Origin of the sequence: Nostoc sp. CHAB 5836, assembly GCF_020829445.1 — a bacterium.
Lineage (GTDB): Bacteria > Cyanobacteriota > Cyanobacteriia > Cyanobacteriales > Nostocaceae > Nostoc.
In genome coordinates this window covers 41471-54845 of the sequence record NZ_JAIVFV010000006.1, presented here as the reverse complement: position 1 = coordinate 54845, position 13375 = coordinate 41471, and the positions used below count along the sequence as shown (strand labels likewise).

9 protein-coding genes are annotated in these 13375 nt (G+C 44.1%); all 9 read right to left on the bottom strand.

The window, feature by feature from the left end; translation table 11 throughout:
• Nucleotides 1–239: 239 nt before the first annotated feature.
• The 9 genes from LC605_RS02420 to LC605_RS02380 all read right to left on the bottom strand — a co-directional run bounded on the left by LC605_RS02420 (nt 240) and on the right by LC605_RS02380 (nt 13172).
• Nucleotides 240–974: a biotin/lipoate A/B protein ligase family protein gene (locus LC605_RS02420; RefSeq protein WP_229545983.1), complete on the bottom strand. Its 735-nt coding sequence runs from the start codon at nt 972–974 to the stop codon at nt 240–242.
• Between the two features lie 45 nt (nt 975–1019).
• Complete coding sequence (locus LC605_RS02415) at nt 1020–1499, bottom strand: YbjN domain-containing protein (RefSeq protein ID WP_229545982.1); 480 nt, start codon at nt 1497–1499, stop codon at nt 1020–1022.
• 228 nt (nt 1500–1727) lie between these two features.
• The gene (locus tag LC605_RS02410) at nt 1728–2585 is read right to left on the bottom strand and encodes a nitrate ABC transporter ATP-binding protein (protein ID WP_229546012.1); all 858 of its coding nucleotides are present in this window, start codon (nt 2583–2585) and stop codon (nt 1728–1730) included.
• Between the two features lie 244 nt (nt 2586–2829).
• Nucleotides 2830–4836 (bottom strand): nitrate ABC transporter ATP-binding protein, encoded by a 2007-nt coding sequence (locus LC605_RS02405; RefSeq protein WP_229545981.1) that lies wholly within the window; start codon nt 4834–4836, stop codon nt 2830–2832.
• 82 nt (nt 4837–4918) lie between these two features.
• The gene (gene ntrB / locus LC605_RS02400; protein ID WP_229545980.1) at nt 4919–5758 is read right to left on the bottom strand and encodes a nitrate ABC transporter permease; all 840 of its coding nucleotides are present in this window, start codon (nt 5756–5758) and stop codon (nt 4919–4921) included.
• Between the two features lie 115 nt (nt 5759–5873).
• Nucleotides 5874–7256 (bottom strand): CmpA/NrtA family ABC transporter substrate-binding protein, encoded by a 1383-nt coding sequence (locus tag LC605_RS02395; RefSeq protein WP_229545979.1) that lies wholly within the window; start codon nt 7254–7256, stop codon nt 5874–5876.
• A 1383-nt stretch (nt 7257–8639) separates the two neighbouring features.
• Nucleotides 8640–9953: a bifunctional ornithine acetyltransferase/N-acetylglutamate synthase gene (argJ, locus tag LC605_RS02390; RefSeq protein WP_229545978.1), complete on the bottom strand. Its 1314-nt coding sequence runs from the start codon at nt 9951–9953 to the stop codon at nt 8640–8642.
• A gap of 664 nt (nt 9954–10617) precedes the next feature.
• Entirely contained in the window at nt 10618–11898 is a 1281-nt protein-coding gene (locus LC605_RS02385; RefSeq protein ID WP_229545977.1) for a VWA domain-containing protein, read from the bottom strand.
• Nucleotides 11895–13172 (bottom strand): VWA domain-containing protein, encoded by a 1278-nt coding sequence (locus tag LC605_RS02380; RefSeq protein WP_229545976.1) that lies wholly within the window; start codon nt 13170–13172, stop codon nt 11895–11897. The genes LC605_RS02385 and LC605_RS02380 overlap by 4 nt, the downstream gene beginning before the upstream one ends.
• Nucleotides 13173–13375: the final 203 nt, after the last annotated feature.

Sequence of the window (13375 nt, the reverse complement as noted above, 5' to 3'; positions counted from 1 at the left end):
GCTATTTTCAGGTAAATAGACTACGGGGTAGGGGCACGGTTATGTGGAAAAGTCCACCAAAAACCTAACCCCCTAACCCAATACAGTTCAGTTAAGGCTAAAACTCTTTGCCAAAGTCAATTTTTTTAACGAACCGCCAAGGACGCCAAGGACGCAAAGAAAGAGAAGAAAGAGAAGTGAGGTTTTCCAGATGACCTGAATTGTCAGGGCGTGTGGGGCGAAATGAATTTTTGGTTTAGCTAAACTATAGGCTTTGGGTTGCGGACTGCTTCCCACTCACATTGCGACAGGGGTTTCACCTCTATCTGCATATCAAAACAATTACTAGCTGCGGCAACTAAAGCTGCAATAATCTTTTCCACAGTCAAAGTTGGATGCAGTTTTACGTTGGTAAAAGATTCTGCACCAAATACTTGAGTAAACAGTTCAGCATCAGGTTGCAAACGGATGGAACCATGTTGCAGAATTACCCCACCACGTCGCAATTGAGCGCTACCAATGAGTTTGCCACCATCTGGTAAAACTAAATCTGCACTAGTTGCTGTGCCAAAACAGTTAGGGTTGTGGATGTAACCTCGCCCAGCCGTACCATAATGTAATTCTATGCCAAGCGATCGCCACCCTTGAATCAAAAACTCACAAATTTTTTCATATACCTGGAGGCGACTACCCGTCAGTCCAGATGTGACTACAGCGTAAGTTAAATCACCTTGGTGTAGCACCGCCCGTCCCCCAGTAGGACGCTGCACCAAATCTAGTTTTTGGCCTTTCCAAGTCAAATCTTGCCAATATTCAGGGTATTGGCGTTGATGATAGCCGAGAGAAATGGCCGGTGGCGACCAGGTATAAAAGCGTAAGGTTGGCGGATGCTTTCCCCAATAGTGCTGTTCTAGCAACCATCGGTCAATGGCCATCTGCACATTACCAGCCGCCTCTAGCAAAGGAATTAGTCGCCAAACCTGATTATTACGCATCCGATGCAGCAATAGCCCAATCTAAAATCCAAAATCGAAAATTCCTTAACTCACACCAAATTCAGTCTGTAAAGCTTCATCGTTATTATCAGCGATCGTTGCCACAATGGTAATTAGCCGAGACACTTCGCCAGGAGATAACTCCGCTAAGGTGCGTGTCGATATTACAACCACTTGGTTTTCGATAATACCAAAACGCGCTTCAAAAGTACTAGAGCAGTTTAACTCCAAAAGATACCGCATCAATTTAGGTTCATTTTTGGCAGGTAAATTTAGCACTGTAGACCAAACCGTTATAGTATCTTCATCGGTTGTCCCGTTGAGTTGGACAAATACTTCCACACTTCCATACTTAAATTTCCAGAGATAACCACTTTCTGGAGTGTGGCTAACCATCGCACTATTATCTTGTTCCAAAGAGTCGATGACATTTTCAATTACCTCCAAATGATTAATGCTTGTTGTCTCGGCGATTAACTCATCAATGGATTCGTTACTAGTTAGGGTTTCTGAGTAGCTAGTCATACAGATTTTTTTCTCAACATACTCGCTGTTTTCTCTACACATACTTTATAACTTGTGGACGCAGTTAGTTTGAGCTTCCTTTTGGTTTACTTTCTAAATGCCTAAAGTATGGGGTGCGATCGCCTATGTCAAGAACATTAGCTAGAAGCTCAACGCATTTCTCCCGCTACCATACCAGATGGTGGCGGGAGGAACAAAAACTATTCTGCAAAAATTAAGGAGATTAGCTTAACCTACATCATCATGGGCAAAGCGGTTAAAGAGGAAGTCTAGGGCATAGTTACGCAGTTGGTAGTATTGCGGATCTTCCATGATCCGGCTGCGATCGCGCGGACGAGAAAAAGGAATTTCCAGGACTTCGCCAATTTTCGCATGGGGGCCATTGGTCATCATTACCAATTTGTCTGCTAAAAATAGTGCCTCATCGATGTCGTGAGTAATCATCAATACTGTACAACGGTTATCGCCCCAAATTTTGAGCAATTCTTCCTGTAATTCTTCTTTGGTGATGGCATCCAGCGCCCCAAAAGGTTCATCTAAAATTAAGACTTTCGGACGAATCGCCAAAGCACGGGCGATGGAAACCCGTTGTCTCATCCCACCGGACATTTGCATTGGTTTCTTTTCCATTGCATCACCCAGTCCCACCATTGCCAAATGATCGCGCACGATCGCTCTTTTTTCGGCTTGTGGTTTGTTGGGATAAACGGCGTTAACAGCTAAGTAAATGTTTTCAAAAGCAGTCCGCCAAGGTAGCAAGGCATAGTTTTGGAAGACAACCATTCTGTCTGGGCCTGGCTTGATAATGGGTTCTCCTTCCAGCAAGACTTGACCAGAGGTAGGAAAGTTAAAACCAGATACCATATTTAGTAGTGTCGATTTGCCACAGCCAGAGTGACCGATGACACAAAGAAACTCGCCCTGTTCGACGTTGAGGTTAACGCCGTCGAGTACGGTGAAGGGGCCTTTCTTTGTCGGATAAACTTTGGTAACGTCTTTAATTTCTAGGAAAGGTCTACGGCTGCTGGTTGTACTGTCTAATGGTTTTCCTAGTGTGGTTGTAGCTGTCAAGTTGCGGTTTTGCATAGCGATTTGGCGATTAAAAAGCTTAATGTAGGCGATGTGCAACTGAATATTCTGACCTCACTTCCATTCCTCTCCCTTAGAAGGGGAGAGGCTTTGAATTTTCCCCCTTCCCTACAAGGGAAGGGGGTAGGGGGTTAGGTCTTTTGTTGGTTTTTCCACATGGCGTGAAAAATCAGATCATGAATGGAGTTCAGAGGGTGGTTAATGGAGTTAGTGGGTGGCTTAGTTTCCTAAGAGTTCCCTTTCATGACGCGAGTTTTCTTCTTGGTGCATCAAGAACAACTTCGGCGATTGAAAAATCACGTTTAATATCTAAAGTGTTGAGATAGGCGATCGGATCATCGGCGTTAAAGGGAGTACCATCGAACAGTTTGATGGGTTGGCGAATATAGCTAATATCCAAACCTAATTCCCGTGCGGCGGTGCTGAAAACACGCACTCGACACACCCGTTCCACAACTTCTACCCAATTTCTAGGAAAGGGAGTATCACCCCAACGCGCCAATTGACTCATAATCCAAATTTGTTCGGTGCGACTGGGGCGGTTAATGGCAGATTCAGAATAAAACTGGTGATGGGCATAGTCTCGCAACGGATGGTTTAAATCACAGGTAAGACTATCTGGATCTTCGAGTTGAATGTATTCTAAATCAGTGCTGACATACTCTCGCCCTGCTAAAATTCGGCGAATTTCTTGGGCATTTTCGGGATTTGCACAATACTGGCAAGCTTCTAGCAAAGCTTTGGTTAAGGCGATATGCGTATTTGGATAATTTTCTGCCCAATCTTCCCGCACACCAAGAACTTTACCGGGGTGTCCGAACCAAACTTCTAAGTCGGTAGCGATGGTAAAGCCGATATTTTCCACAGCAGCGCGGTAGTTCCAAGGTTCGCCGACGCAGTAACCATCAATGCTTCCGGTTTTTAGGTCAGCTACCATCTGCGCTGGGGGAATGGTCTTTATATCCACATCGCTATCGGGGTCAATTCCACCAGCTGCTAACCAGTAACGCAGCAGCAAGTTGTGCATAGATGCAGCATGGACTACCCCCATTGTATGCCGTTGTTCGCGGGTGCGAAGCAGGTATCTTTTGAAGTCTGATAAAGTGTGTACGCCTTGGTCGTAAAAGCGTTTTGCCAAGGTGATGGCGTTACCGTTGCGAGTCATGGTGAGGGCACTGACAACGGGCAGAGGTTGGTTATTGTGTCCTCCCAAAGTTAGCCACATCGGCATCCCTGAAGGCATTTGAGCCGCATCCAAATAACCACCACTCATGCCATCTTCTATACCCCGCCAGCTACTTTCCCGCACGAGGTTAACTTCATCTAAACCATGCTTGACAAAGAAGCCTTTTTCTTTCGCAACTGCTAAGGGGGCGCAAGCTGTCAGAGGTAAAAAGCCAATTTCTACGTTAACTTTTTCCAATCCATGACGGGCAATGTCGGCAGTTTTTCGCGCCCGAATTTTTTTGACCCGTTTTTGCTGATTGAGGAAGTAAATCATCTCACTGCGCAAGCTGTAGTAGCTAGGATGTTTTACTACTTCCATCCGCTTGCGGGGTCTGGGAATATCGACTTCTAAAATGTCCCCAATTTTAGATTCGGGGCCGTTGGTCAGCATCACAATTCTGTCAGATAACAGCACCGCTTCATCGATATCATGTGTTACCATCACCGCGGTAACTTCATTTTCTTCGCAGATTTGCATCAGCTGTTCTTGCAAATTGCCCCGTGTAAGTGCGTCCAATGCACCAAAGGGTTCATCTAGCAAGAGTAATTTGGGACGAATTGCTAAGGCGCGGGCGATCGCAACTCGCTGTTTTTGTCCACCTGATAACATTCCTGGTTGTTTATCAGCATGGGGACGCAAACCCACCATATCAATATGTTTATTGATAATTGCCTTGCGTTCTGGATCGGGTAGACCTTTCATTACCGAGTCCACCGCCAGGGCGATATTTTCTCGTACCGTCCGCCAAGGTAATAGGGAATAATTTTGAAATACCACCATCCGGTCTGGCCCCGGTTTGATAATTCTTTGTCCTTCTAGGGTGACAACACCTTCACTAGGCAAATCCAAACCGGCAATCATGTTTAATAGCGTGGATTTTCCGCAACCGGAGTGACCAACCAGAGAAACGAATTCTCCTTTTTTAATTTGCAGGTCAATTCCTTTCAGGGCGATATATTGACCACCACCGGTTAACTCAAAAACTTTATCAATTTGATCGACAGCAACAAATATAGACATAGGGAGTGGGGATTAGAGTGGGGAGTGGGGAAGGTGGGCCCCCTGGAGGGGATTAGGGATTGGGGTTAGGAATTTTCCATCCCTACTTCTGTTCTGCTGGTAAAATCTTGTTTTGAAGCCAAACCATGATTTTATCTAGCACAAGACCGACAACGCCGATATAAATTAGAGCCAAAATCACTTCACTCACGCTGTTATTTTGATAGGCGTTCCAGATGAAAAAGCCAATGCCGACAATACCAGACATGACGATTTCTGCTGCGATAATTGCCAACCAAGCCAAACCAATGGCAATTCTCAAGCCAGTAAAAATGTAGGGTAAGGCGGCAGGTATGAGAATATTAAAGAAATACTCTTTGCGGCTGAGTTGCAGAACTTTGGCGACGTTGTTGTAATCTTGGGGAATTTGAGTTACACCCACAGCAGTGTTAATTAAGATCGGCCAAATTGCGGTGATAAAAATCACGAATAGGGCTGCTGGTTCGTTTTGTCGCAGTGCTGCTAAGGAAATTGGCACCCAAGCCAATGGCGGTACTGTCCGCAGTAGTTGGAAAATGGGATCTAATGCCTTGGACATTGTTTGATTAACCCCAATCAAAATGCCCAAAGCAATACCAACAATTGCTGCTAGGCTATAACTGATTCCAACCCGTTGCAAACTGGCTAAAATCTGCCAAAAAAGTCCTTTATCAGTGCCGCCTTTGTCATAAAAAGGATACAAAATCAAGATCCAAGTATCTTGCACAACCTGTATGGGCCCCGGTAGTGTCGCGCCAGGAGTAAAGGCAAATAATTGCCACACAACTAGAAATATCAGAATAGCGATCGCTGGCGGTATCAGGTCAGGAAATTGCTTTTGCAGACCAGATATAAAACTATTACTCAATCCAGGGCTTGTAGGGCGTTTTTGGGCGACTGTCATGATGCTGTGTTCTCCTCAAATTTTTTTATTTGTCCTTTGTCCTTTGTCCTTTGTCCTTTGTAAATACTAATGACTAATGACCAATGACCAATGACCAATGACTAATGACCAATGACTAAATACTGACCTTCTTGATGTTGAGACTCTTCAAATATTCTTCTGGCTTTTCGGGGTCAAATTTGATGCCGTCAAAAAACTCTTCTACACCACGGGATGTATTTGTGGGGATGTCAGCAGCAGCAATTCCCAATTCTTTAGCTGCTTCTTTCCAAATATCTTCGCGGTTCACTTTATCAATAAGTTCCTTAGCCTTGGCAGCATTATTGGCTAGGTAATCTTTTGGTAAAAATCCCCAACGAACATTTTCAGTGATGAACCACAAATCATGAGTCTTATAGGGATAAGAAACACTGCCTTTTTCATCTTTCCAGTAATAAGCTGCCATTGATTTATCATCAATTTGGCGACCATCACCCATGTCATACTTGCCTTGATATGGATTTAAAAGGATCTCAGGTGAAGATAGATTGAAATAATTTCGTACAGCCAGTATTTTCGCTGCTTCTTCGCGGTTATCAAAGTTATCTAACCACTGCTGTGCCTCCATAATGCCTTTGAGTAGCGCTTTTGTGGCCTTGGGATTTTTGTCAACCCAATCGGCTTTCATCGCAAAGTATTCTTCAGGATGATTCTTCCAAATTTCTGCGGTTAATGTTGCCATAAAGCCAATTTTATCCTTGACGATGCGATAAGGCCACGGGTCGCCAGTACTAAAAGCATCCATCGTTCCCGTTTTCATGTTGGCAACAGTTTGAGCCGCAGGAACTGTTGCTAGCTTGACATCTGCATCCGGATCTATACCACTAGCAGCTAACCAATAACGAATCCACAAATCCTGGTTAACGTGGGGAAATGTAAATGCAGCAGTGAAGGGTGTGGAGGATTTTAGTTCCTTAAATAAAGACTTGGCGCCATCGAGTTTTAAACCAATACCTTTGCCAAGGTGCTTGTTTGCGATCGCAATTCCATTTCCATGTGTAACCAATTGACACAAGACATACATGGGAATTTTTTGATTCCCCTTGGTAATTAAACCTTCTGTAATTAAATGTGGCATTGGCATCTGCCATTGACCGCCATCTATACCACCACCCGCCGAACCAATTTCTACGTTGTCTCGTGCTGAACCCCAAGAGGCTTGCTTAGAAAGGTTAACCTCGGTCATACCATACTTGGCAAAAAAACCTTTTTCTTTCGCAATAATTAAAGGAGCCGCTTCTACAATGGGGATATATCCCAGTTGGACTGTAGTAGTTTCTGGTGCTTGTTCAGGACTAATATTAGCAATCGGTTGAGCTGCTGGTTGTGCTGGAGTGCTTCCGCCAGTCAGATTTTCAGGGGGATTGCCGAAACAGCCTTTGAGGAATACAGTACCAGCAGATGCTCCGGCTGTGAGGATGAATTTGCGACGGGAAATTTGATGAAAAAATTCTGTCATAATATCTCCTGAAAACGCAACTTTTATTTTTATAGCTATGAAAATTCGGGCAAAAAACGTTATGTTGATTGCGCTATTAATGATTAATCAAGCTAGATTTGGCATCCCCAACGCGGCCGTATCATAAATGATATGGCTACCTATACAAAAGGCTAACTTATTGGCTCTGCTTTCTAGTGTGATGCAGAGATCTCATTCACCTTGTTGAAATCAGTTTACAGCCTTTGAAGCCTAATTTGTTCACTCGGAACCTGGATTTATTAAATAAATATTAAAAATATTAAATTGGATATATAAGGAAAAACTTATCTATTTTCCTGAAGGATATGAATAGTCTCGATGTATAAATTTTTATCTATGGAGACTATTATTTTTTTTACTATTTGCTATTTCGGCTTATAGAAAATATGCCGAAAACCCTTGAGGAACAGCAACCTAGTTGCGTATTCCGTACTTTAGGCTGCGTGATGTTCGCGCTTGCGTCTCCCTTTGGGAGAAGGCTAATTGAGTCCTTTAGGACTCAGCCATGTTAGAATAATTCAATCAGTACAAGATTTAAAAACCTACCCCCGGGCTGGGGGAAAGTCTACGCCCGAAAAACCTTGAGGAGATATCACTACGCACGACGAGTGCAAACGTGGTGAGCCTGGGAACCTGTGTAAACAGGATATTTTGGCCGTGAGGTCTTAAGAATCCCCTCGCCTTTAGGCAGGGGAGTGTCAATCTGCTGTACATCTCCCAAGTTGAAATTGATGGGTAAGCAAGTTCTTCGTAACAGAGCATCTCAAATGTGCAAAAATCTTGATAGCCCAATACACTTGGGTTAAGCATTTCTTCCTTCTCTCTTCTCTTCCTTTGCGTCCAACTCTTACGAGACGCTGCGCGAATGGGGCCTTTGCGGTTCGTTAACAAAATTGACTTTGACAAAGAGTTTTAGCCTTAACTGAACTGTATTGGGTTAAAAACCACATCTTTCGTAAGGGCACAGCATGGTTTATTTGCGATCGCACGTAATTAACGTGAGTTCGACGAACCTCTCCCTCCCAGCCTGCCTCTGGGAAACGGAAAGGGAGGAGCAACGAAAAATTCAGCTTTTGCTCCCCTCTCCGTGTCGGAGAGGGGTTGGGGGAGAGGTCAAATAACACTTGTCGATGGCACGATAATTAAGAAAAGCCTGAAACAACACAACAGGTAGCTATGCGCCCCTACCAACATATTTGTATCAACCTCAAATTAAGTACGTTGGTGCGAAAAAACTCAAGTATGTGACGAAACGTAAATAAGCTTAAAACCCTTACAAATGACAAATGACAAATGACAAATGACAAATGACAAATGACAGCCTTAGCCAGTTAACTTTAATTGCGCCGAGCTACTTAGATGTTACGTAGTATATTCGGCATTAATTCTCACATAGTCGTAGCTTAAATCGCAACCCCAAGCTTTACCTGAGCCATAACCATTGCCAACGCTGACTGCAATGATCACTGGATTATCTAGTCGTTGAGCCTTGATAGTGCTTCTGTCAAAGGATAAATCATTACTATTATTGGTGGCAATGAAGTCTTTGGGTAAAGAAGAATCAACAACTGCTTTTTTCAAATAAGCACTTGCTGCTGCACGGTCAAATTCTAGAGGTTGCCCATTTTCTAACATTAAAAAATCCCCTAGCTTAATTTGCAGGTTTTCTTGCTCAAAGGGCACACCTGCACGTCCGGCGGCGGCGGCGATGCGTCCCCAATTTGGATCGCGTCCAAAGATTGCAGATTTAACTAAGGATGAACCAGCGATGGTTTTAGCTATTTGTCGGGCTGAGAGTTCATCATGGGCCCCTGTTACTTCCACTTCAATGAGACAGGTTGCGCCTTCACCATCACGAGCGATCGCTTTGGCTAAATGCTGGCAAACTGCTGTTAACATCGCCTCTAATTTCTCTGCTTCTGCGCCCCATTCTGTAATTGCGGGGGTGCGAGATTGACCGTTTGCCAAGGCAATTAAGCTGTCGTTGGTGCTGGTGTCACCATCTACAGTAATGGAATTAAAGCTTCTATCAGCTGCCCTTGCTAACATCTGCTGCCAAAGGTGAGGCGAAACCACAGCATCACAAGTCACAAATGCCAGCATAGTTGCCATGTTGGGGTGAATCATACCGGAACCTTTGGCAATGCCGCCAATTCGTACCGGGCGGTCGCTTATAGTTGTCTCTAGGGCAATGGATTTTGTTACCAAGTCTGTAGTGATAATCGCTCCGGCGGCGGCATCTGAGCCTGTTTCTGATAGTGCTGCTACTACCTTGGGAATCCCACTTCGCAAAGCATCCATCTTAATTCTTTGACCAATTACACCAGTGGAAGCCAATAATACAGATTCAGATGGGATGTTTAGTGCTTGACCTACTGCTAGAGCAGATTCTAGGGTATCAAGGTAGCCTTGAGTTCCTGTAGCGGCGTTTGCTTGTCCAGCGTTGCAAAGGATGGCACGAACGCTAGGTTTAGCTTGCAAGCGTTGGCGACAATATTCTACGCAGGCAGCTTTAACTTGGCTAGTGGTGAATACACCAGCTGCGATCGCTTCCACCTCTGAGAATATCAAAGCTAAATCTGGCAACCCCGAAGGTTTCAACCCTGCGGTAATTCCCGCCGCCTGATACCCCCTTGGTGCTGTGATACCACCTGTTATTTCTTGCCAATCTGCCATTATTCTTCCTTACAACTATCAGGTTGGATAGATCAATTTGTGCTTTACAAAAGTGCTGAGTTTTGAGTTACGACTTAGGAGTTATTAGTCATGGGAGCATACCAAATGTGCCATTCCCTTGATAGGCCTCATCCCCTAACCCCGAATCCCAAACATGAGATTCGGGGAACTAGAATTATGTCTCCCCACTCCCTCTTATTGCCAGTTTATTTGCTCATGGTAATAATAATGCACCAGTTGGCGATTAACATAATTCTTTTTACCTTTCTTATGACGAAAGATAAAAACAAAAAAGGAGAGCAACCCAAGTGGCTCTCCAGATCATTAGGGTCTATTTACTTAGTACACTCTATCATTTACATTCTAAGGATTAATAGTTCCAAATCTCATAGTCAAATATAGTCAGACGTTTGAAATTTAGGTTTAAGCTACCCCAAATTCAGGATGGACATCCTTGGATATTGGGATTAGTGGCCTTGGATGTACTACCAGACATCCCCTATCCCTTGACGGGATTACTTTTTTTATTGATTAAGGTCTTCTTAATCAGTCTGAGGTAGCTTCTTACTGCTCTCAGTAGAGATTATAGCCATTTATTGGCTATATCTGAATAGATTTTGTTTAAAGTTTTCTAATACCGTTAATCAGCACAATTGAATTTTTACTATTCCTGCAAAACAGTCTTTGATACAATTCTAGTTTTTTTCAAGTCAGCTTCCGAAAGTTCTTCTCCAGCTTGCAAGCGAGTGGCGGAAGTTTGCAACACTGTGGCCGCCCCTTTATCCCCGATTTGTAAAGCGGTTTTAGCAGCTGTTTGCAACATCGTGGCTGCACCAGCGCGATCGCCTTGTTGCAATTTCGCCTCAGCTAACTGGGTTTGCCGATACTTCGCTAATGCTAGAATAGATTGTTGTACCTGGGGATTAGAAGTCGGTTGATACGCCCGCACTACATCTGCATACACTGGCACGACGGGCGAAAGTAAGCCTTCTTGGTTAACCAACGGGTCATCATAACGGATTTGCAAATGAGCGATCGCTTGTTTACCTTCTGGCAATTCTCCCAGATAAATGTTCGCCAAAATTACCCGTTCTATATCCTGCATCAAATCTCCCAAACGGATAGCAAAGCTACCATCAGCTTCGGGTTCCACTGGTAACTCGATTGTGTCCGGGGCAACTTGGGCAACGGGTTTCAATTCTGCTAATCGGACATTGGGCATTAGAGATAACAGCAAGTAGGCATTAGTTAGCCCAATAGACTGAATCCTTCCAAACAGTCGGCTAAATTGATCTACAGCTTGTTCAGGATGTTCAATATGTGCTAAAGTTCCACCACCGACATCGGCAATTTTTTCTAGCAAATCCTGATTCCAGCTATTGCCAAATCCGAAAGTATTAATAGTTAAGTTCAGCTTGGCAGCCTTTTGCGCCAGTTTAAGACAGCGCTTGTTGTCATCTCGCCCAATATCCCATTTCCAAATCCGCAAACCGCTTTCACCATGCCCATCCGTCAGCAGAAACGCCTGGGAAACAGCGCCTCTTGTACCCTTCATTAGTTCTGTAATTCCCAGTTCCAAACCCTCAGCGATGGCAGTGCCGCCGCTAGCAGTCAGTTTGGTTTTTATTTGAGATTTGATGCTTTCGGGGTCTTCAATCCCTTGGTTAGGGATAATGACTGACGCAGTACCGGAAAAAGCCACAACTGAGATACGATCGCCTACTTTCAACCTGTCTATTAATCCTTCCACTGCCTGAATCACCGTTTTAATCGGTTGTCCATGCATGGAACCACTTCTATCCAAAATCAAGCAGAGGTTAAGGGGTAGATTTTGGTCAAACTCACCAGCAATCGCCGAAATTGTAATTGCCAATTGACGTTGGCTACAAGTTTTAGCCACATCAACATTATTGTCATTTAACGCCGATAGCAATTTAACTTTCATTGCAAAGGGGTATCTTGCAAAACTGTTTTGGAGACAATTCTGGTTTTCTTGCGATCGCTTTCGGATAAATCTCCACCAGATTGTAGCTGGGTGGCAGAAGTTTGCAACACCGTTGCTGCCCCAGTATCTCCCATTTGCAGCGCAGTTTTCGCAGCCGTTTGTAACATTGTCGCCGCACCAGAGCGATCGCCCTGTTGCAATTTCGTTTCGGCTAGCTGGGTTTGGCGATACTTCGCTAATGCTAAAATAGATTGTTGCACCTGAGGATTTGGGTCTGCTTGGTAATTTTTGACTACATGAGCATAAACTGGGATATTTGGTGTAATTAAACCTACTTTATTGGCGGCTGGATCATCGTAGCGGACTTGCACATGAGCGATCGCTTGTTCACCAGTTGGCAATTGTCCCAAATAAATATTAGCTAAGATTATCCGTTGTGCATCTTTCATTAAATCTCCCAACCGCACAGCGAAACGTCCATCAGCTTCTTGTTGTAGTGGTAACTCAATTGTATCTGGGGAAACTTGGGCAACGGGTTTAAGTTCTGCTAGCCTGACATTGGGCATGAGGGAGAATAACAGATAAGCATTAGTCAATCCCACAGTTTGAATACGGCTGAACAGGCGATTAAACTCTTCCACTGCCTGTTCGGGTTTTTGAATATAAGATAAAGTACCTAAGCCAGCATCAGCAATTTTTTCTAAAACATCTTGGTTCCAATTGTCACCAAATCCCAAAGTGTTCAAAGTCAAATTATAGCTAGCAGCCAGTTGGGCGAATTTCAAACAGCGATTGTTATCACCGTGTTCATTTTCTCCGTCGGTTAGCAAAAAGGCTTGGGAAACAGTATCTTTTTTTCCCTTCGCCAACTCTTCAATCCCCAAGCGTAGTCCTTCATCAATTGAAGTTCCCCCATCGGCGGCTAGGCGATTAATTTGCTGTTTGATTTTCTCTGGATTTTCAACACCTTGACTGGGTACTAATACTTTGGCACGGTGATCGAAAACTACAACACTGAGGCGATCGCCAGGATTGAGTCTATCTACCAGACTATTCGCTGCTTTTTTCACCGTTTCTAGCGATCGCCCATTCATGGAACCACTGTGATCGAGAATTAAACATAAATTCAGGGGCACATCGCGGTCTTGAGTTTCGGCGTTGGCGAAGCCCGCCGAAGGCATCGCTGAAATCGAAATTCCCAACTGACGTTGACTATTCAGTTGATTGGCGTCCAAATTACCATCATTCAAGGCAGGCTGCAAGCTAACCTTCATAAATCAAAGTCCTTATTCAGGATTACATATTAATAAATAACTTCAAAGCACCACTTTCGTTCTACGGAAAACCTATCCAACACAAATACACTAATATAATCAGAATATCTTAGAAGCCACCCATTGGTAGATGCGAAGCCACCTTCACCATTAGGGAGAAATCCACACCTTGAGTCAGGCTGGCATCGCGCTAGGATGTATTA